The sequence below is a fragment of the Clostridium sp. KNHs216 genome, assembly GCF_006714885.1.
GTDB lineage: Bacteria > Bacillota > Clostridia > Oscillospirales > Acutalibacteraceae > Caproiciproducens.
On sequence record NZ_VFMF01000001.1, the window covers coordinates 1533993 to 1554826 of the forward strand.

A 20834-nucleotide genomic window follows, 5' to 3' on the forward strand; every position below is an offset into this window, starting at 1 on the left:
TGAACCGTGCTAAAGATTAATAAGATTGACGTATTCTACGGAAAAGTGCAAGCCCTCTTCGACGTTTCCATGGAGATCAACGACAAAGAGATCGTGTCCATTATCGGCGCCAACGGCGCGGGAAAGTCCACGCTGATGAAAGCGATTGCCGGGCTGAATAAAGCAAGCAGCGGCACCATCGAATTCATGGGCGAAGAGATCGGCAATGTCCGCGCCCACAAGATCGTTCACAGGGGAATCGTCTATGTGCCGGAAGGCCGCGAGGTATTTCCCGAAATGTCCGTGCTTGAAAATCTGGAAATGGGTGCATTTAACAGGAAGTTCTCCAAAGCGGAGCTGAACAAAAACATCGAGGAATCCTACGCCCTCTTCCCCCGGCTGAAGGAACGCTCCAAGCAGCTGGCGGGCACCCTCAGCGGCGGCGAGCAGCAGATGCTTGCCATTTGCAGAGGAATGATGTCCGACCCGAAGCTCATTATGTTCGACGAGCCTTCTCTGGGTCTTGCACCGGTTACCGTCAGCGAAATGTTCGACGCGATCGTAAAAATCCACGAGGTCCGCAAAATCCCCGTCATCATCGTAGAACAAAACGCATTTATGGCCATGTCCATTTCCGACAGGACCTATGTCATGGAAGTGGGCCACATGGTGCAGTGCGGAAACAGCCAGGAACTGCTGAACAGCCCGACAATCAAAAAAGCGTATCTTGGCGGATAAAGGAAAGATGGTGCATTATGAAACTGATCCGTTACCAGTTTGAAGAAAAAATGGAATTCGGAAGTCTGGAAGAACAGACCGTCCGCCGCCTGAAGGGCGATATCGGGAGCGGCTTTTCCGAAACCGGGGAAACGGTCCCGCTTTGCCGGGTCCGGCTTTTAAGCCCGGTCATGCCCGGAAAGGCGGTCTGCATCGGGCTGAACTACAAGGACCACATTGCGGAATCCGGGGCAAAAACGCCGGAATCGCCGGTCGTATTCCTGAAACCGAGCACAGCGGTGATCGCTCCGCAGCAGGAAATCGAGTATCCCGCCATTTCCTCCCACGTGGATTACGAAGGCGAGCTGGCAATCGTGATCGGGAAAAGGGCCAAACAGGTCGAAAGGGAAAACGCGGCGGAATACATATTGGGATACACCTGCGCAAATGACGTCAGCGCGCGCGACTATCAGCCGGCGGACGGGCAGTGGACCATCGCAAAAGGGTTTGATACCTTTCTGCCGCTGGGCCCCTGCATCCAGACGCAGGCCGACCCCGTAAATCTGGAAATACGAACCTATCTGAACGGCCGGCTGGTCCAGCACTCCAACACGTCCCAGCTGCTGTTCCAGCCTTACGAGCTCGTCAGCTACCTTTCGCAGGTCATGACTCTGGAACCGGGGGACGTCATTCTGACCGGAACCCCTTCCGGCGTAGGGCCCATTCATCCCGGCGACGCGGTGGATGTGGAAATCGAACAGATCGGACGGCTGACCAACACAGTGAGAGCCGCCCAAATACGATCGAGGGAAGCTTTGCAGTAAAGGGAGTGAGGATATGAAACCAATTCATAAGGTGTCTGTGACTGACCAGACAGTAGAAAAACTGAAAGAGCTGATCCAGACCGAAGGCTATCAGATCGGCGACCGGCTGCCGACACAGGCGGAAATCGGCCTGATTCTGAACATCGGCCGCTCTGCGGTCCGGGAGGCGATCCGCGTGCTGGAAGCGGAAGGGGTCGTAGAGGTACTGTGCGGCAAAGGCGTGTTCATCATCAATCCCGTCGGCAATGAAAAGCAGAACGCCGAGGATTGGTATGAGCAGAATAAAACGAGAATCACCGACTTTGTCAACGTGAGAGGCGCAATGGAGCCGCTGGCGATCAAGCTGGCGATGGAACGGGCGACTCCCGCGGACATGGAAAAGATACACGAGAAGCTGTTGGCGTTCGAGCAGGCGGTGGAATCGGGCGACCCAAGCGTCATGGAAACAACCGATTATGAATTTCACAAGGCAATTCTGGAGACGAGCCGGAACCAGTTTATCCTGAACATCATGGACAATATCAACTGGCTGCAGCGGGAGCTGCGCTGCGAGTCCTTCAAAAGCCACAGGGAAGGCCTGAACGCGCAGGAAGGACACCGCAAAATGTACGACGCAATGGTAACCAATCAGATGGAAGCCGCTGTGGAAGAGATGAGAGTCCACGTTGCCAATTCACGCATCAATTATCTGAAAATGCTGAAGAATCTGCAGCCCGAAAGTATGAAAAAAACGCTGTGACAGAAAAGCCTTATACAGATTGAACTCATCCGGCTTTCGGCAGAAGGCCGGATGAAATAAAAAGGAGAGTTTCGCAATGAAAAAGGAAATACAGGATATTGCCCCCGGCCTGATCGGGGGCGTAGACGTCCAGATGCCCGGGGCCGCACAGGTTTACCGGGAAAACTGGTTTGAGTGGAGAGCAACGACCCTGCGCGCCGGCATGAAGCAGAGCACACTGGCGGGCGGCGTGCTGAACATCTGGAAGCATACGCCGGTTTTTGCAGAGCTGGAGTACCATGAGGACTGCGAAATGTTCTATTTTGTGCAGGGGACCGCCATTATGCCGTTTGCGGACATAAAGGACGGAAAGATCGATATGGACAGCGTCCAGCTCGTCAGAGTTCCCGCCGGCACGCAAATCGTCATCCAACCCGGCAAGGCCCATTTTGTCGCCGTGGCGCAGGACGACACGCCGGTTACGATCATTGTGGCCAGCCCCGTAATGGACGCCCCCCGCCTCAGCCCCGCGGAGCCGCTGGAGGGGATTCTCGAAATCTGAAAGCTCCAATCATTCATGACATAAATTGAAGTCATAAACTCTTCCAGGCAAATAAGGAATGACCCCCAAAGCGGACAGACAGCCACTGTCCGCAGAGGGGGTCATTTCTTTGCCGCCGGAGCGGTTATTTTTCAGCCTCCGCCAGATAATACGATATCCTGTTTTGCCCGCCCTGCTCGGTTCTTTCGATGGAATCAATGACAATGTTCCGGAATCCGGCTTCCGACCAGAGAGTCTGAATCTCCTGCTCCCCGAAAAAATGGACCGTGCCCCTGTGGGCCAGATTCCCCACGGTAATTTCGCGGTAAGTATTTTCTTCCAGTCTCTCCCCTGTGCCGTAGCCGGTCATTCCCGTCTTGAACAGGCCGGTGGAGAAGAATTTGCCGCCCGGCTTCAGCACACGGAAGCATTCCTGTAAAATCCTTTTTATGTTTTGGACCGTATTGCCGTTGATCATTGCCGAGTCCACCAAACCGTCGAAAAAGTGATCGGAATAGGGCATACCGGCGGCATCGCTGACGCAGATACGGGCGCGCAGTCCCTCCTCCCGCATTCTTTCCCTGGCTTTGCGGACAGCCGTTTCCGAACCGTCAAAAGCGTAAACGTCAAAGCCCTCTCTGGCCATGTACCAGGTGACGGCCCCCGTTCCGCAGCCGACATCCAGCAGTTTTATCCGAGCCCGGTCGCCTTTGTAAAAATTCCTCGCGACAAAGCGGATGACTTCTTCGCCGGGGTACCTGCCCCATTCCTGATTTTGAAAAATCTCTTCCCATGCCGGGTCAAAGCTGTCCATTTCCGTTCCCCCTATCGTCGAAATCATCTTGCGGTTCCCTACAAAAAGCCCGCCGCATACTATACTATTAGCTTAGTGTCATGTACCCTGAAACACGGGCGGCAGGAATTAAGCGGGATATTTTCTGCCCAACCGCTTGGAAAGCCCAAGCCCCTGCCCTGTCCCGCAGTCGTTGACACGGGATACTGCCCGAAAATGGGAAATTGACACTGAAAAAAGAAAGAAGGATATCAATGGCATTACAGTTATTCAAACTGGTTATGGCCGGTGCAACCGAAACGGTGCCGACACAGTCAAGGTATTTTGGAACAACCTCCGCGGATATCACCATTACCTCCACTGTTTCCTACACCATAGCGCCTGACAGTCTGGTAGATGACGACGGCGCCACGGTAGCAGAGATAACGACCGCGACCGATAACAACGGTTTCTATATGTTGTTCATCAACGGCACACTGACGCAGTCCGGTATGTACACCGTCGATTCTGCGGCCGGCATTACCATCGGCAACGCCGCGCTCACCGCACCGGTCACTATTCTGGCCAGTTCCCCCATTACTTTGGGTGTAACCAACTTCGCACCGGTCACTTCCATCACCGGATAAACGGAGTAGAAAGCCGCTTTCGCAGGCACGAAAAGGATGCGCTTTACCGCGCATCCTTTTCGTTATCCGCTCCATTGCGTATCTCTTTCCTCTCTCTGGATATCCGTTCGCTGTACGGGTATTTCTGGCGTCCTTCCTCCAGCCTGCACAAAACATAGCTTCTGCATATCCGGTCGAGCAGCAGAATCAGCTCCGCCGTTTTCCCCTGCTGATCCAGCAGGGCTGCGGCTTCCGTTTCCTTTCCTTCCAGCCACAGAATCCCGACCCTGTAGGCGAACGCGGCGGGGTAACTCTTTTCCCCCACAGCCGTCTGGGAAAAGAAGGCATAGGACTGCTCAAACAGGCAGCTCTGGAAATGGATCAACCCGTAAACGAAGTAGACAAACTCCTCCCGGTGGCAGAACCATTCTCCTTCCGGCACCCATTCCGTCTGTTCCAGAAAGTCACGGAAGCCATCCGGCGCTTCTTTAAACAGCGCCTTCACCTTTTTCTGTGCGTATTCGTTCAGGAAATCCCATTGCAGCGCCCGCAGATAAGCGCACAGGGCCATTTCCTTTTTCCTTTGTCTTTCATAAAAATCCCCAATACGATTCTGTATCTCCCCGTTTGCAAGGTTTGCATCATCCTCACCGGCAGCGCCTTCGCCCGCTTCCGCCCCCGGATTCAGGCTGTGATAAAGCCGTAACAGCGCATCGTCCGGCCGACCCGATGCGGGGAAAGCTTCTTCCTCTTTGTTCTCCTGCGCCCCTCCCCGCAAACCGCGTATCCATTTTCCCAGCTTCTCCGTAAAGAATCTGGCCCACAGCACATATTCCAAATCCCCTATGGACTGCGGTTTGCCCAGCTGCATCACCCTTTTCGCCGTCTCCAGAAGGCCGTCGGACAGCAGCTGCTCTATGATCCGTCGCTTGAACGCGACCTGCTGTTCTTCACCGGAGATATGCCCAAAAATCGTCCGGAGCATTGGGAACCGGTCATGCCGCGCCCATTCCTGCGCAAGGCTCACCACGCCTTCCCCGTCCTCCGACGCAAGCAAAAGCGGCAGAAGAGCCGACGCTTTTTCCTGCCGGCCCAGCCAGAGAAGATGGTTGTGAAGCTGGACCGCCGTTTCAGCCTCCGGCTGCCCGAGCGTTCGGGTCCCCGTCTGCCTTCCGGTAAACAGGTCCTGAATCAGCCGGAACAGGGACTTTAACGGCGCGTCGATCTCCTGTACGCCGTCCATTTCCAGAAGCAGCCGCTGTGCCTGCGGCCAATCGTCGCGAAACCAGCAGTTTTCTATTCGCTGCAGCAAAAGCTGGCTGTAAAAAGAGCTGCCCCGGTCGATGGCCGAAAAATTCTCCACAGCGTCCCCCAGCATCAGGCTGCAGGAAAGGCGGATGCTTTCCGTCTGCTCCCCTTTTCCCAGGAACGATTCCAGGCATCCCAGATTTTCCAGAATTTTCGGATACTCCCGCTGCTGGAAAAGGATATCCGTCAGTATCATCAGCCGCTGCGGATTTTTTTGCCGTACGGACTGTGCCCACAGGTTTTCCATTATTTCCGGCAATCCGGTCTTTTGGGCCAGCCGCCCGATGGAATACAGAAGGCTGTCATCCGCACCGTCCTGCTCACAGGCCCTGCAGTAACAGCGCAGCGCCCGACGGTCGTTGCACAGCCGCTCATGGAGCTCCCCCAGCGTTTCGAACAGAACGGCGCTGCCGATCTCCGGCCCCGGCGCGCAGGTATCGGGCTTCTCCCTGATTTTGATGCAGTCATTCAAATCCTGAAACGCTTCCCCATACCGTTCCCGCTGTTTGTGCAGTTCCGCGCGCAGGATCAAAAAATCCGAGTAAAAGGGGAAGCTTTCAACACCCTCATTCAATATTTCCAGCGCTTCCTCATACCGCTGCAGGCAAAGATAAGCCCAGCCCAGGCATTTCAACAAATGGGGGGCGAAGAGCTCTCCAAAGCTCGCACCGGCGTACGCCGCCTGTAAATACGGAAGACTTTCCCCGTACTGCCGGCGGTTCAGAAGCTCGATGCCGACCAGATACTGTACATAGCCGTCCTGCGGATGCTCCTCCAAATCCTTCGGAAGGAGAGGGACCCGCATATCGAGTTCCCGGGAAAGCACGGAATCATCCCTGTGTACAACCGTAACGGGAGCCAGTTCCAGCGCGCCGAGCAGCTCATCCGGAATGCGCTCGAACGACCGGTACCGGAAGCGGTATTTCCCGCGGTTCCGAAACAAGCGGAGCGACTGTACGGGGGAAGAAACGGAATGCTCCTCCGAGGGATTGTTTACATGAAACAGATACCCTTCCACGTTCGGATTGTCCAGAAGCGGAAGGATTCTTTCCACATGCTCTTCTCGGATCTTTTCGCCCGGCTGCAGGAACAGGACCCATCTTCCGTTTGCGTGATCGAGGCAGAGATTTTTCGCTTCGCTGCAGCTGTCCCCCCATTTCATCTGATAAACCCTCGCGCCGAGCTTTTGGGCAAGCGCGGCCGTCCCGTCGCGGGAACCGAGATCGACGACAATGGTTTCATCGGCGATCCCCTGCAGCTCTCCAAAGCACGCGGAAAGGAATTCCTCATCGTCTTTTGTAACCATGCAAAGGCTCAGCCGTTTTCCTTCCTCCATGATCAAGACGCTCCTTTCTGCGCTTCCCGGAGCAGCTCATATGTCCGGGCCGCCGAATCGTACTCGCCAAGCTGATAGAAGGAATCCCCCATCTTTTCGATCGCCTCTTCATCATGAGGGCAAAGCGCAAGATACACCCCATAGACGGCGGCGGCTTCCTTCCACCGGAACCGGGTACCCAGCAGGACTGCGTAATTATAAAGGATATCCTGATCGGACGGATCCAGCTCATATGCCTTTTTCAAATACCTTCCGGCATTTTCCCAATCCTCCATCTGATAGAGCAGCACCCCGATCCCGTTGAGGAGCCGGGGATTTTCCGGGTCCTTCAGGAAAAGGCCGAGTTTCCGCCGCAGGTCATTCAGGCTGTTCATTTTCCGCCCCCTCCGTTTCGTTTTTCAGTTCATCCAGCACCCTGTTCAGTTCCTCCACAGCATTTTCCAGATGGACCGAGATACTCTGGCAGACAACCTGCAGATGGCTGAAAAAATTATACTGCAGCTTGAAAACCTCTGTGATCTTTTCCGGCGTATCCGGCGGTCCCAGCCGGTTCATCAGATAATAATAGACAAAGAAAACCTGCTGCAGGAAGCAGCGGTACATAGCGTCCGAAAGAAAGAGCTGATACCGCTCCCAATTTTTCCGGTATGTCCGGTCAAGCAGTACGCGGTATTTTTCGCTGTCCTCCCCTTCGTTCAGCCGAACCATCCTTTTGCAGTCCAGCCGGGCCCCGACCGCCTCTTGGACCAGATTTCCGTACAGGCCCGCATAGGTTTCCACTGCCGTGATAAACTGCGCAAGACGCTCCCGCCTTTCGGGGAGAGACAGTTTTTCCTTATTCTCCAAAATTGATTCATTCACACGGCAGGGAATGGGCTGCGTGCAGTATTCCTGAATCACCTGGCTCAGCTTTTCGCAGGTAGTTCCCTCTATTTTGGCCCCGCCCTCCGTGGCGTTGAGAAAGCGGATTTCCGGATGGGCGGCGATTTTTATTTCCAGCCCCAGTTTGAAATCCGACCACAGCCAGTTGGAGGGAAGCTTCCTGCCGTTGTTTCCCTCCACATAGACGACGGGCAGCGCCTGTAAGATTTCCTTCGCTTTCTTCCCCTTCTCCTCATTGTAGGCCGCACCCTTGCTGTGGGTAGCGCCCCTGGGGCCGTAGGCAAAATCCTGCCCCACGAACACAATGGGGTTCGCGCCCAGATACGCGGCGAGCTCCAAAGCAAGGTGGGACACATTGGCGCCCGCTTCCAGCCCGCTTTCGTCCCCAAGGTGCCGGTTGAACCAGTCGTTTAAAGCCTCTCTTTTACGGAACACGGGAATCCGGGGGCCGGGGAAGGAGGGAAAAACCCTTTGATCGACCAGCGCGAGGCAGATCAGGGCCATGTCCTTTGGGTAATCCCTGTTTTCAAAGTGATAGGTATAGGTTTCCGGAGTGCGCTCAATGATGGTCAGGATATCCGGTTCAATGTGATTTTTGATCAGAGGGACAATGGCGGACTCCACCGAGATGACCAGCCCTTTTCCCTGAATCTTTTTCAGCTGCCTCATATTTTTATCCAGCGACGGACCGTTGGCGACAATGAACGCGGGAACATTTTTGTACCGATCCTTCAGACAGCTTAAATACGGGCTGCGCAGCACTTCCCCGACATTTCCCAGCAGATTGCAGAACCCGATCAGATTGTCCATATGGTCGTTTCCCGTATAGAATGTAAACAGGGACAGCCTCGCATAGACATACCTGTGGATTTTCAGATACTGCTCCCTGAAATTCCGCCTTGCGGCAAGGGTAAAGGCAAGGGTGGGATAAGTACAGCTGTAAAAAGCAATGCTGAGGAACAGCTGGTCGAAGGCCTTGGCGAAATGCCCGCTGTCACCGATGAACATCATGATTTTGCGCGTCTCGATGATCGGCGTCAGGTCAAAATAATACAGCATCGCTTTAAAAAGGCACAAGTCTTCCTCGAACAGGATCACCAGCGTATCGGGCTTTTTTTGCGCGAACACCTCAAACAGCGGATAGCCGAAGCCGCTGCCGTAAAGGAAAATGCATCCCGTTTCGCGCTCCCGGATGGGTGCGTACCACTGCCGCGCTTCCTCAGCGGGCCGCGCGCCCGTGATCCGGAAGCTTTTCTCCCCCTGATGATACCGGCAGACGGGGAGTCCCTCCCCGTTATAGCGAACCTCTATTTTCCGCCACAGCTCTTCTTCCTCTATTTTCGCCAGGGAGTCCTGTATCCACGGAGCCAGGAGCCGCAGGTTTTTCTCATACATCTCCCTTGTTTTATCCTTTGGGGCTATCGTCATTTTCCGTCACACCCCCAATCCATTTCTCAGCCAGCGGATAAACCGCGAATTCCAGCACGTCGGTCAGGGCGGTCACATCCTGTCCGCGCAGATACGCGGGCAGCTCTTTCAGTGCCTCCAGCATTTCCTCAAGTTCTATTTCGGGTTCTCCCACACATTGTAAATAATCGAGGATGCTCTCCAGGTCATCCAGGCTGTTCAGGAATTCGTCAAGCCCGGAGTGGTCCTCTCCTCTTCTGAAATGCCCGACGGAGGAACGCAGGGATTCCCGGAAGCGGTCGTTTCGCTCACGGAGCCGGGTCGATTCATTCATGGCCGGCATCTCCTTTGTAAATCAATTCTTTCCATGCGGATTGCTGGTATGTTTCCAGATTGTTCAGGGTAAAAGAGACCGTCCCCCGCATTTTGGCGTCGAAATCATCAGCCATTTTCTGTTCCTCCTCCATTTCCTCCTCTGTCAGAAAGACCTCCCGCAGCAAAACGGACTGCTTCCGTATTTCAGCCAGCAGCCGCTTCATTTCCGTAATCTGAAACGCTTGCCGAAATATGTCCGCAGCCCGTTTGCGCAGTTCCTCCGTATAAAGCTCACAGCCATCGTGAAAATTTTCCCTGATTCTCATATGCTCCCTCCCCGTTGTTTCCGTAACCGGGGGCGTCCCTTCGCGGCCCGGCCGCGCTTCACCGGAACACCCCGGGAAAATCCAGACTTGCCTGATGAAAATCCTCCGGCTTTCCAATATCGATCCAATATTCCCGAATCGGGAAGATGCAGACCGGTTCCTTGTTTTTCAGCATATTTTCCAGCAGACGGTTCATGTCAAAATAGGAGTTCGGAATATCGCTCAAAACATCCGGATTCAGCACATAAATCCCCGCGTTGATAAAGCTGGCGTAAACGGGCTTTTCGTCAAACCCGATCAGCGTGTCTTTATTGACTTTTACCACCCCGTACGGGACCTGAAAATCATAAGTAGTCACAGCAACGGTTGCCCGCGCCTGACGGCTCAGGTGAAAATTGAGCAGCTGCTCAAAGCTCAGCTTTGTCAGGATATCCCCGTTAATGACAATGACCGGTCGGTCTGTTTTTACCGGAAACAGGCTCAAAGAACCTGCCGTTCCCATCACGTCCTTCTCCATAATATACCGGATCTCCGCGCCCCATTTGGAGCCGTCGCCGAAATAATCCCGGATCTGTTCCGACAGGTAGTTGACCGAAAAGCAGAATTGATAAAATCCCTGCTTGATAAACTGGTTTAAAATCGTTTCCAATACGGGTTTGCCGCCGATTTTCAGCATCGGTTTCGGGCAGCCGTCCGTCAGCGGGCTGAGCCGTTTCCCCTCTCCCCCCGCCATGATCACGACCCAGTTGTCGTTTCTGGACAGCTGGATCAGGTCGTCGATCCACTCGACTCCCGTTACGCGGCCCGCGCCGTCCACCACGGGAAGATGCCGGAGCTTATTGACTTTCAGAATATTTAGGATGCTCGTTTGATCCTTCATTTCGGGAATCGTAACCGGATGGGGGTTCATGATGTCTTCCACCGGACAGCTCAGCGGAATGCCCTTCAGGATTCCCCGGCGGACGTCCCCGTCCGTAACCGTACCCAGCAATTTTCCGTCCCGGTCCGTTACCACGGCGATCTGCTGGGAGCTCGCATCAATGATTTCAATGGCTTTCTGAATTTTTGTATCCGGTGATATCAGGATTTTTTCCCAGTCGTTCATGGCGTGCCCCTGTTCCATGCAGTATTTTTAATAAACGGTTGTTCATTATATGCCGGAATCTCTGTTCCGGCTCCGTCCGGGCCCGCCGTCAGCTCCTGCGCCGCCTTACATTCTGCTGACATAGTCGTACAGCTCTTTGAATTCCTCCTGAAAGAAATAGCATGCCAGTATTTCCAGAAGATTGAAATCGTCCTCGCAGTCAAGGTCCAGCACCGCGGTGTCCCGCATCAGGAAAATATCGAATTTGCCGTCAAGGGGGGACTGTTTCAGCTTGCTGTACAGGCTGTTTCTGCGGTAGCAGTAGATCGACGCATTCATATCGTAGACCTTCGGCGCCTGCTGCCGCGCCGTAAAGCCGCCGTCCAGCACCTTCCTCATTTCCCCATCCCTTTGTTCAACCATATTAAAATAGGGGTTTCTTCTGGAGGGGACTACGGAAAAGACGACATCCGTATCCGGATTTTTCACGGCTTTCTCCAGTGCCGATTCGATGTCCGCGGTCTTGCGCAAGGGCGACGTGATATCCAGATCCACGACATAATCGTACTGCCTGCCGAATTCCTGCTCCATCTCGTGAAGCGAGTGCCGGATGGCCGGAAGTTTTGGGGACGCATCCAGGGCAAGCTCCTCCGGTCTTTTGATGCAGATCGGGCCGTAAGGTTCGGCCATTTTCAAAAGCTGGTCGCTGTCGCTGTTGACACAGACGTCCACCGTATCAAAACGGTGCTTCCTTTTAAAAAGACAGGCCGCCGCTATGGAATAATCGATCAGCGGTTTCCCGAAAAAGAGCCGCATGTTTTTATTTGGAATTCCTTTGGAACCGGCTCTGCCGCAGATCGTAATCAGAATGTTCATGGGACCTCCTTTCCCAAAGCAATATTTAAAATTGCCTGACAGCGGCGAAGATTGCTGTACGGAATTCTGTCGCAAATATGATCGATAAAAAAGCGCATTTCCCTGAGATAGCTTTCATTTTCCTCTTCCTCAAAGCGAAGCTGTTCCCTGCCGTCCGTAAACGAAAGGGTATTTGACAGAAGGTTGCCGGTAATGGTGCCGTTTTCAGTAAAAATTTCTATTTCCCGCCTCGGCACCCTGCCGAAATAGTCCAGATGCACCTCGACCGCTTTATCCGGGTACCGGGCAAGGTAGACCGCCAGGTCCTCGCTGGAGATTTCAAGGCGCGAATATCTCCCCAAGACACTGGAAACCGTTTGCGGAAAGCCAAACAGGGCGACCAGATAATCCCACTCATGAATCAGGTCCAGCGCGACGCCGCCGCCCAGTTCCTTTCTGGCGCTGTACACCAGCCGGTAGTCGGCGCCCGGCCGCCAGTCCGGCAGATAGCTGGAACAGATGACCCGTACACTGTAAACCGGTTCCCCGGGTAAAATTTTCCCGAGCTTTTGAATCACGGGCGAAAACCGCAGCGGCCCCGCGACATAATACACGCCTTGGGGGTTCAGGTGCAGGGCTTCCAGCCGGTAATCCCCGCCGTCAAACAGCGGCTTTTCAATGAACAGATGCTTTGCCCTGCCCGCCATTGTCCGGATCGCGGCATAATGCAGGCTGGTGGGGTTGGTAATAAAGGCGATGTCATAATTGCTGCCGAGCTCCTCTTCGCCAAAAAGCTGCCCGGCAAGAAGCGCTTCCGTTTCCGTATCCAGCGCCGCGCCGGTTTTTCTCAGCGCGTAGATTTCCAATGGCAGGTTCCGCCCGCAGGCAACGGCGGTCAAATTCCGGAGGTGGCGTTTCCCTATGGAGCCCAGCCCGCAGAAACAGACCTTCAAGGCTCCCTCCCCTCGATTTTGTCGATCAGCCGCAGGGTTTTCCGGTCCTCCTCAAAGGTATACCGTTCCCTGTTTTTTCCGCCGGTTATTTTGTCGACAAATATCCTGAGTTCTTTCAGATAAGCGTTTTCCGTGATCGTCTCCGCATACTTTTCATCCCTGAGCACGTTGGAATCCGTTTCTATTCTTTCCGTCCTTTTTTCCTCTATATTGTATCGGTACAGGCTATCCGGCGTTCCATCCCAAGCAAGGTGCAGCTTTTCCGAATAGACAAGAAGGTTCCGTTCGGCTTTTCTGGAGACGACATCCACGATCCAGATTCCCTTGTTCCCGTTTTTATGTTCCAGCACAACGAAATAATTATCGGGGTACCCGAGCTCCAGCGAGGAGAGATGATCCTTGAAAACCGTAAGCCGCCTTATCTTCCCAAAGGTATGAAGAATCCACGGCAGTTCAATCGCAAAAATCTCCCGGCAAGCGTTGGTGCGCGGGTCGCTCACAAAAAAATCGCGGTAGTTTTCCCACGGATGCCAATCCGGCAGGTACTGGCCGACGTGGTACCGGTAATTCACTCTTTCCCTCTGCTTGAGAACACAGTCCCTGATCTTTTCGATCTCTCCGCGGTAAAGCAGGGTGGAGGACAAAAACAGTTTGACCCGGTGCTCTTCGGCAGCCTGTAAAATCTCCTCATACCGGTCTGAAAGCAGGTTGATTTCACTGAAAATGTGCAGCCCCTTTTCCACGCAGTCCAGAATGACGGCGCCGTGGCCGGCTGGGGGAGTACAGACCAAAGCGGCAAACGGTTTTTCCCGTTCGACCGCCGTGTCTGCATCCGCGTAAACGGGGATGCAGAAAAGCGCCTGTGCCTGTGCCCTTCTCTCTTCCCGGAGGTCGGCCCCGCATACCGCAATGCCGTCAAAGTGGTTTAAGAGCAGTCCAATCCGTCTTCTGCCCATGGATCCCAGACCAATCACCAGAAGCTTCATCGCAAATTTCCTTTCTGAACACCGGCCGTAAAATCCGCTCCCGCCTAAAACTCGATCCCTTCGTCTTCCTCAAAATCCCGAACGGCCCGTGCTCCCAGAACATCGTACCAGCGCATCGGGGAAATCCCCGTCCCCGGCCTTTTCGACGTAATATTGTCCGTCGTAAACACCTCGCCCTTGAAAATCTTTCGGGACGCGACGATGCTTTTTCTGACGACGCTGCGGTTTTCCCTTTCGGAATCCGTTACATGCTTTTCCCCGCTGCCGAGTGCCTGCTCGACATTGCGGATGTCCCTGACCATCCTGCAGAGTTCATCCGGCTCTATGCTCGCCCGGTGGTCGGGGCCCTCCATTCCGCGGCTCAGCGTAAAATGCTTTTCGATGACCCGGGCCCCGAGCGCCGCGGCGGCAATCGGAACCTCGATTCCCTGCGAATGGTCCGACAGGCCTACCGGCAGCCCCAGCTGTTCTTTCAGGGTCTGCATGGCGCGCAGGTTGACGTCCCGCATGGGCGTCGGATACTGCGTGTTGCAGTGCAGCACCGTAACGTCTTTTTTCGCGTTCTTTTGCAGGACGGAGACGGCGTCCCGGATTTCCCAGAGCTCGCTCATGCCGGTCGACAGAAAAACAGAGCCGGGCAGCCCGGCGACGGTTTCCAGCAGCGGCAGATTCGTGATTTCGCCCGAAGGGACCTTGAGGATTTTTATGCCCAGAGAGGATAAAAACCGGGCGCTTTCCGTGTCAAACGGAGTGGACAGGAACCCGATTCCCGCCGCGTCGCAGTGGTCCTTCAGCCGCCGGAAATCCTCAAAGGACAGCTCCAGCTTTCTGACCATGTCCAGCATGGACTCTTCCGGGCCGGTGGTCTCTTTCTGATACGCCGCTTTCTTTGCATATTTTGATATGATCGCTTCGCTTTTCCAGGTCTGGAATTTTACATAGTCCGCTCCGGCCTCCGCGGCAGCGTCAATCAGCCGGTAGGCCAGATCGATTCTGCCGTTATGGTTTACTCCCGCTTCCGCCACGATCAGTGTTTTTTTCATTTGCCCTTGCCCCCGTTACGCCCGGTACTGGATCAGTCGGCCGTTGTCCGGGCGGAAGTCTTTGTCCGAAGCCGCGCGGATATCCAGCAGCTCCCGATAGGCTTCTTCCCAAAAGATATTCCGCCCGATATAAAAATCCGCCAGGCCTTTTTTATGAAAGGATCTCTTGAATAGAAACAGACTGTCCTGCGGCTCCACACCGCCGCCGAGGTGAAACTGCCGGTATCCGTTTTCGGCCCCCCAGCACGCCGCCGTGTAAAGCAGCAGGTTGTTGGGCGACAGAGAAAGGGAGTCCCTCTGCGCCGCGGAAAGATGATAGTGCATCCGTCCGTTGCAGTACAGGATGATTGCGGAACAGATGGTTTCCTCATTCCGCACCGCGTAAAACAGGCGGCAGCAGTCAGCCGTATTGGCAAAAAAATCGTTGAAGAATTCCTCGCTGAAATAATAATAGCCGGCGGCGTTTCTTCTGTGCATGGTATCATAATACAGTCGGACAAAGGTCCGCCGCGCTTCCTCACTTTGGCCGTTTTCAATCCGGATATGATTTTTCAGCGCTTTACGGACAGCGCCCCGGCACCTCGATTCCAGATTGGCATTGATCACGGCCTGATCGGCGGTATCGATAAAAACGGTCTGCCTGTTTTTCCACAGCTCGCAGCTTCCCTCAAAAACCTTGTGATTCTGAAGCAGAGGATGGAAACGGATGAACTGCGACACGATCCGGGCCGAACGGCAGTAGTCGTTGAGCTGTCTGAAAAAATCCCCGACCTCCCGCCCGTCAAAGCCGTCTGTCAGCGGCCCGCCGTAGCCGTAGGGTGTTGACCAGTCAAAGTACCGTCCCCTCTCCAGAATACTGCCGTAGGGGGGAGACCCGGCGATATCCCTCTGCTGCACAACGTAGCAAAGCCGCAGCTTTTCCCCGCGATAAGAAAGCAAAAGCGGGTCGCCGTCCCCCGTACAGCGGAAAGCGGAAACATATCCGCTGAGATAGTACACGTCGTACCGGGGGAAAGAACGGACGATTGCGTCCCAGTTTTCCCGCTTTTCAAAAGGAATGATCTCAAGAGTTCCCATTGTTCTCCCCCACTCTGGAAAGCCCGGATTCCCCGTGCCGGATTTCCGCACACCCCGCCTGATAGAAATGCTTTTTCAGCAAACGCCGATAGTCCGGAACGGACCGGAGCGCCCTGACGATTTTTTGCGCGCTTCCGCCCATTCCGTACGGATTGACCGCGTCCGAGCAGTCTTTTGTAAACGCGGCCCGAACCGCTTTCTCTATTTCCTGCCTTTTCGCAGCGCAGTGAATAACGGAAGAAGCAAAAAGCCTGCCCTTTTGGCGGTCGCCGATATCGACCGTCGGCTTATGGAAGGAAGGGACCTCGTAAATCCCGCTGGAGGAGTTTCCCACCACCGCGTCCGCCTGAGCAATCAGGCTGAAATAGCGCGGCTGCCCCAGGGACGGAAACACGGCGGCATTCGGATGGCAGGCCGCAAAACCGTCCAGCAGACGGATGATTTCCCGCCCCTGCGGGTCGGCGTTCGGCTTTGTGAAGATCAGCCCCACATCGGGGCCGAGACTGTGCAGGGCCGCCGCCAGCTCCCGGAACTGCTCCCCAGAGCCCTCGGCGTCCAGCGTGACGGGGTGGAACGTAATCAGCAGATTCCTTTCCAGAAACCGGAAGGGAAGCGATTTTTCCAGCTCAGTGCGGCTCATTCCGGGCAGGGAAAGAATCCGGTCGATTCCAAGGCTGCCGACGTTGTAAATATGGAACGGGTCCTCGCCCAGCTGCCTGACCCTCCGGTCAGCTTCCGCGTTGGTCACAAAATGAAGCTGGGACATCTTTGTAATACTGTGCCGGATGGCCTCGTCAAAGGCACCCTCCGTCGTATCCCCTCCGCCGATATGGGCGATGGGGATTTTCGCAAAGAGCGCGGCCTGGACAGCCGCCAGCATTTCGTACCGGTCGCCCGTCGCCACCAGCAGGTCTGGCTTCAGCTCCGAGAAAGCATCCGCGAAGCCGATCACGCCGAGTCCCACGGACTTGGCGATCCCCGCCGGGGTATCGCTCGACAGAAGCGTCTCCACTTTTTTATCGATGGAAAAGCCGTCCTCTTCGATTTCCCGGTACGTCAGCCCGAATTCCGGCGACAGGTGCATTCCTGTCGCGATCAGCTGCATCTGAAATTCCGGCGCTTGTTCCAGTTCCTTTAAAAGTGGATTCAGCAGCCCGTATTCCGCCCGCGTCCCCGTAACAACACAGATTTTCCGTACTGCGGCGCTCATGGGCTTTCCCCCAGACGGGCGCTGCTGGGAACATTGATGATCCGCTGTTCCAGGCTTTCCGCCGCGGACAAATCCATATGGGGACAGTCCCGGAACATCGGCAATTCATTCATTAAAGTCCAGGCCGGGCGCGTCAGAATTCCCTGCCGGTTGGTTTCGGAAAGGATACGGTCGCGCAGGGCCATATCCTTCCGGTCAAGAAGCAGGGCGTTCAGCCAGTAATTGCTCTTCGCGCAGGACGGTTCGCGGAAAAAGGCAATCCCGGGGACATCCGCGAAAGCCTGCCGGTATTTTTCGGCAAGAGCCCGTTTCTTTCGGATAAACCCGTCCAGCTGCTCCAACTGGGCGCATCCGAGCGCGGCGTTGATGTTCGGCATCCGAAAATTATACCCGACGCAGTCATGGAGAAAAGCCCAGCGGTGAGGCAGCTTTGCGGTGGTGCTGATATGTTTGGCCAGCCCGGCAAGCTCTTCGTCGTTCGTCAGGACGGCCCCGCCCCCGCCGGTGGTGACGATTTTATTGCCGTTGAAGCTGAGGGAGGAAAGCTTTCCGAAATTCCCGGTGTGGATACCCTTATAATAGCTGCCCAGAGACTCCGCGGCGTCTTCGATCAGCTCCAGCCGATATTTTTTGCACACTTCCAGAAGCGGGTCAAGGTCGGCGGGATGACCGAACGTGTGCACGGCGATCACAGCCCGGATCGGCCGCCCGGTGATCCGATTGCGGCAGCAGCCGTCCTTCTGGTCGGTTGTTTTTGCAAGATAGGCGTCCAGCTTCGCGGGGTCGGCCCCCAGCGTATCCGGATCGCTGTCTATAAAATGGGGAACGGCTCCGCAGTAGCACACCGCGTTCGCCGTGGCGACAAAGGTCAGCGCGGGGACAAGCACCTCGTCGTCCCTCCCGCTCCCTGCCAGCCTGAGGCACAGATACAAAGCGGCCGTCCCGTTGACTACCGCCACAGCGCGCTTCACTCCCGTAAACTGAGCGAGCTGCTCCTCAAACCGGTCCACATAGCTTCCCACGGACGACACAAAGCCCGAGTCGAGGCAGTCCCGCACATACTCCCATTCCCTGCCGCGAAAGCAGGGTTCGTGAAGCGGAATGGGCTTCTCTGCCCCGTTCAGCACTTCTTTCAGCGCGGAAAGAATATTTGAAATATCCTCGTTTTTTGCCGTACTCATAGATTATACCTGTCGGTCTTATACAGCTTCAAATGTTCGGGATCACTGAACCATTCCGCGGTCTCTTTCAGTCCCCGTTTCAGCCCCTCCCTGCCCGCGTACTCCGGCTTCCAGCCGAACAGGCCGGCTGCTTTGGCGGTATCCGCGCAAAGGCGCTCCACCTCGCTTTTTGGGGGGCGCACCCGCTCGGGGTCGGTTTCTATCTCGATTTCGGCCCCCATCACCTCCGCGATGAGCTGCGCTGTTTCTCCTATGGAAACCTCATAATTGCTGCCGATATTGACGACCTCGCCGACTGTTGCGTCACACCCGGCGGCTTCTATCAATCCCCGCACCGTGTCCCGGACATAATTGAAATCCCGGGTGGGGGTCAGGGAGCCGAGACGGATTTTCCGTTTGCCCGCGGCGATCTGGGTGATGACGGTCGGGATGACCGCCCGGGCCGACTGTCTGGGTCCGTAGGTGTTGAACGGACGGACGACGGCAACCGGCGTGTGAAAGGAATCATAAAAAGAAAGAGCCAGCTGGTCGGCTCCGGTCTTTGACGCGGCGTAGGGGGACTGCGCGTGCAAAGGATGGGTTTCCGGTATGGGAACCGCCCGGGCCGTCCCGTAGACCTCGCTGGTCGACGTGTGGATGATCTTTTCCGTCCCAAGCTCCCGCGCCGCCTGCAAAACGTGAAAGGTTCCCTTCATATTCGTGTCAATATATGCACCGGGAGAATAATATGAATAAGGGATTGCCACCAAAGCGGCCAGGTGAAAAACAACATCGCAGCCTTCCATTGCTTTTTTTACCCGGTAAGGATCCCTGATGTCCCCTTCCAGCACTTCCAGACTGCTTTTAATCTCAGCCGGGGACTGGTCGAGCCAGCCCCAGGAGTTAAACGAATTGTAACAGACAAAGGCGCGGACACTGGTTCCTTTTCTGACCAAACCTTCCGTCAAGTGCGAACCGATAAAACCATCCGCGCCGGTAACCAGAATCCTTTTCCCATCGAAGTTCATCTTATTCCTCCTGACAAAGTTTCCGCTATTCTATAATATATTCCGCCATGTAAAAAATAGAAGTAATTCCCCTGGAGAATGTCGGCGTTTGCAAAATGGAGTGAATCTTATGTTAAAAAGTAAATTCCCCCTGATTACCTGCCGTTTAACAGATCAAAACGGCAACGCCTTAAACCCATGCGAACCGGGCGCGGTTCGCTATATGGAGCTATCGTCCCAAAAGGACCGTCCTCAGGAGCAGATCAGGCTCCCGGACGGGGAAACAGCCGTCCAGAGCATCGTGACCGTTCTGCTGGAGGGCTTCGTCACTGTGTCTCTGGACGGGAGCACGATGTCGGCCCCTCTTCCGTTCAGCATCATCCGGTGTATTTCCCTTTACGCGCCCCGGGGGACTCTGCTCCATTTTGCGGTAAGCAGCTTTCATTGCTGTGCCGTGCCGGTTTATCCCAAAAGCGATGCCGGTACCGACCGGGTCAAAATTTTTATCAATGTCGACACCGCCGTCGATTCCAGATTAAAAGTAAACCTCCGGATTCCGGAGGTGGATTCTTCCCTTACGGTAAAAAACGCGGTTTGCATCCATGCCGACAGAATCTACGATTCCGTCCTTTTCAAAAGCGGAACCTCCCTGTACTATCAGAGCATGACCTTAAAAGCGGAGATTTACCAGTACAACGCTTTATCGGACGGAGTCAAAAAAGCATACACCAATCAGGACGAACTCACCCAATACGGTGACAGGGGGATTCTGTCCCCACGGGAGGTCTCCTACTGCAATGTGTTTGTGAACGGGGTTCTGCAGCCGAAGAAAAACTATGTAATCACAAAAGGCCTTCTGCAGCTGACAACGAAAAACGCGCCTGCCGCGGGGCAGGCGGTGATGATTTTGTTCGTCACCCTCCGGAATGACTCCAATCAGAAGATGCGGGTGATCAACGATCAGTACAACGCCGTTTCCGACGGCACGAAAAGGGTCTTTACGAATGAAGACGAACTGAAAAAATACGGCGGCCGGGGCATCCCAGATCCGAAAGAGGTCTCGTACTTCAATCTCTATGTCAACGGTGTGCTGCAGCCAACCAGAAACTATATCGTCCGCAAAGGGCTTCTGGAGCTGACCACGACGGACGTTCCCGAAAAAAATCAGCTGGTCATTCTGGAGGCGCTGGTCATCAGGGACCCGGACGGCCATCTTTTCAAGACGGAAACGTATCAGTTCAACGCCCGTTCCAACGAGGAAAAAATCTATACCGATCAGGATCAGCTGCTGATGTACGGCGACAAAGGCATTCCGGACCCGAAACAAAGCGCCTATCTGAATCTGTTTGTCAACGGCGTTATTCAGCCGGGCGTCAATTACGCGGTTCAAAAGGGCTATCTCATTCTGAAAACGCAGGACGCCCCCATAGAGGGGGCCCCCATTTCCCTGCAGTATATCAACCACCGCCCCGAAGGGCCCGTGTGCGGATGCGATATCTCCGATTGCGCCTTCCGCAGGTGGATCAGAAGATACTCGGAAGTGCCGGAAAACGAGCTTGCTTCCCTGCGGGAGTTCGGAACGGTCCAAAAGCAATTCGGAGCATCAGAAAAAACCGGAAGCATTCCGAAACAGGAACGCCCCTCTTTGTAATAAGCATATCCTCCAAAAACAAACAGAGCGTATGACACAAGGTCGTACGCTCTGTTC

General features: G+C 54.8%; 21 protein-coding genes. 6 read left to right on the plus strand and 15 right to left on the minus strand.

What is annotated here, in order from left to right; all coding sequences use genetic code 11:
• Positions 1-6: 6 nt before the first annotated feature.
• The 4 genes from LY85_RS07490 (at position 7) to LY85_RS07505 (ending at position 2800) form a co-directional block, all read left to right on the plus strand.
• Positions 7-717, plus strand: a complete 711-nt coding sequence (locus tag LY85_RS07490; RefSeq protein WP_038325614.1) for an ABC transporter ATP-binding protein — start codon at positions 7-9, stop codon at positions 715-717.
• Between the two features lie 17 nt (positions 718-734).
• Positions 735-1520, plus strand: a complete 786-nt coding sequence (locus LY85_RS07495) for a fumarylacetoacetate hydrolase family protein (RefSeq protein WP_141826124.1) — start codon at positions 735-737, stop codon at positions 1518-1520.
• A 13-nt stretch (positions 1521-1533) separates the two neighbouring features.
• A complete protein-coding gene (locus LY85_RS07500; RefSeq protein ID WP_141826125.1) occupies positions 1534-2259 on the plus strand; it encodes a FadR/GntR family transcriptional regulator in 726 nt (241 codons plus the stop codon).
• A 76-nt stretch (positions 2260-2335) separates the two neighbouring features.
• Positions 2336-2800 carry a hypothetical protein gene (locus LY85_RS07505; protein WP_141826126.1) on the plus strand — a complete coding sequence of 155 codons (465 nt, stop codon included), beginning with the start codon at positions 2336-2338 and terminating at the stop codon, positions 2798-2800.
• Positions 2801-2924: 124 nt separating this feature from the next.
• On the opposite strand, the gene LY85_RS07510 is transcribed toward LY85_RS07505, so the two are convergent.
• Entirely contained in the window at positions 2925-3620 is a 696-nt protein-coding gene (locus tag LY85_RS07510; RefSeq protein ID WP_141826127.1) for a class I SAM-dependent methyltransferase, read from the minus strand.
• A 206-nt stretch (positions 3621-3826) separates the two neighbouring features.
• Here LY85_RS07510 and LY85_RS07515 point away from each other — a divergent pair, with 206 nt between their 5' ends.
• Positions 3827-4198: a DUF4183 domain-containing protein gene (locus LY85_RS07515; RefSeq protein WP_141826128.1), complete on the plus strand. Its 372-nt coding sequence runs from the start codon at positions 3827-3829 to the stop codon at positions 4196-4198.
• Between the two features lie 43 nt (positions 4199-4241).
• Here the strand turns inward: LY85_RS07515 and LY85_RS07520 are convergent, their stop codons facing one another.
• The 14 genes from LY85_RS07520 to LY85_RS07585 all read right to left on the minus strand — a co-directional run bounded on the left by LY85_RS07520 (position 4242) and on the right by LY85_RS07585 (position 19147).
• Positions 4242-6821 (minus strand): glycosyltransferase, encoded by a 2580-nt coding sequence (locus LY85_RS07520; RefSeq protein ID WP_141826129.1) that lies wholly within the window; start codon positions 6819-6821, stop codon positions 4242-4244.
• A 2-nt stretch (positions 6822-6823) separates the two neighbouring features.
• Positions 6824-7195, minus strand: a complete 372-nt coding sequence (locus tag LY85_RS07525) for a tetratricopeptide repeat protein (RefSeq protein ID WP_141826130.1) — start codon at positions 7193-7195, stop codon at positions 6824-6826.
• The gene (locus LY85_RS07530; RefSeq protein ID WP_141826131.1) at positions 7179-9131 is read right to left on the minus strand and encodes a 6-hydroxymethylpterin diphosphokinase MptE-like protein; all 1953 of its coding nucleotides are present in this window, start codon (positions 9129-9131) and stop codon (positions 7179-7181) included. The genes LY85_RS07525 and LY85_RS07530 overlap by 17 nt, the downstream gene beginning before the upstream one ends.
• A complete protein-coding gene (locus LY85_RS07535) occupies positions 9109-9444 on the minus strand; it encodes a hypothetical protein (protein ID WP_141826132.1) in 336 nt (111 codons plus the stop codon). The genes LY85_RS07530 and LY85_RS07535 overlap by 23 nt, the downstream gene beginning before the upstream one ends.
• Positions 9437-9751: a hypothetical protein gene (locus LY85_RS07540; protein ID WP_141826133.1), complete on the minus strand. Its 315-nt coding sequence runs from the start codon at positions 9749-9751 to the stop codon at positions 9437-9439. Before LY85_RS07540 ends, LY85_RS07535 begins: the two co-directional genes overlap by 8 nt.
• Positions 9752-9809: 58 nt before the next feature.
• Complete coding sequence (locus tag LY85_RS07545) at positions 9810-10856, minus strand: nucleotidyltransferase family protein (protein WP_141826134.1); 1047 nt, start codon at positions 10854-10856, stop codon at positions 9810-9812.
• Positions 10857-10961: 105 nt separating this feature from the next.
• On the minus strand, positions 10962-11711 hold the full coding sequence (locus tag LY85_RS07550) for an acylneuraminate cytidylyltransferase family protein (RefSeq protein WP_141826135.1): 750 nt from the start codon (positions 11709-11711) through the stop codon (positions 10962-10964).
• Complete coding sequence (locus tag LY85_RS07555) at positions 11708-12643, minus strand: Gfo/Idh/MocA family oxidoreductase (RefSeq protein WP_141826136.1); 936 nt, start codon at positions 12641-12643, stop codon at positions 11708-11710. The genes LY85_RS07550 and LY85_RS07555 overlap by 4 nt, the downstream gene beginning before the upstream one ends.
• A complete protein-coding gene (locus LY85_RS07560) occupies positions 12640-13629 on the minus strand; it encodes a Gfo/Idh/MocA family oxidoreductase (RefSeq protein ID WP_141826137.1) in 990 nt (329 codons plus the stop codon). The genes LY85_RS07555 and LY85_RS07560 overlap by 4 nt, the downstream gene beginning before the upstream one ends.
• A 44-nt stretch (positions 13630-13673) precedes the next feature.
• A complete protein-coding gene (gene neuB / locus LY85_RS07565; RefSeq protein ID WP_141826138.1) occupies positions 13674-14672 on the minus strand; it encodes an N-acetylneuraminate synthase in 999 nt (332 codons plus the stop codon).
• A gap of 15 nt (positions 14673-14687) precedes the next feature.
• Entirely contained in the window at positions 14688-15749 is a 1062-nt protein-coding gene (locus tag LY85_RS07570; RefSeq protein WP_141826139.1) for a GNAT family N-acetyltransferase, read from the minus strand.
• Complete coding sequence (gene neuC / locus LY85_RS07575) at positions 15736-16959, minus strand: UDP-N-acetylglucosamine 2-epimerase (protein WP_141826140.1); 1224 nt, start codon at positions 16957-16959, stop codon at positions 15736-15738. Before neuC ends, LY85_RS07570 begins: the two co-directional genes overlap by 14 nt.
• Positions 16956-18140 carry a LegC family aminotransferase gene (locus LY85_RS07580; RefSeq protein WP_141826141.1) on the minus strand — a complete coding sequence of 395 codons (1185 nt, stop codon included), beginning with the start codon at positions 18138-18140 and terminating at the stop codon, positions 16956-16958. The genes neuC and LY85_RS07580 overlap by 4 nt, the downstream gene beginning before the upstream one ends.
• The gene (locus tag LY85_RS07585) at positions 18137-19147 is read right to left on the minus strand and encodes an NAD-dependent 4,6-dehydratase LegB (RefSeq protein ID WP_141826142.1); all 1011 of its coding nucleotides are present in this window, start codon (positions 19145-19147) and stop codon (positions 18137-18139) included. The genes LY85_RS07580 and LY85_RS07585 overlap by 4 nt, the downstream gene beginning before the upstream one ends.
• Positions 19148-19256: 109 nt before the next feature.
• Here LY85_RS07585 and LY85_RS07590 point away from each other — a divergent pair, with 109 nt between their 5' ends.
• Positions 19257-20777: a DUF4183 domain-containing protein gene (locus tag LY85_RS07590; RefSeq protein WP_141826143.1), complete on the plus strand. Its 1521-nt coding sequence runs from the start codon at positions 19257-19259 to the stop codon at positions 20775-20777.
• Positions 20778-20834: the final 57 nt, after the last annotated feature.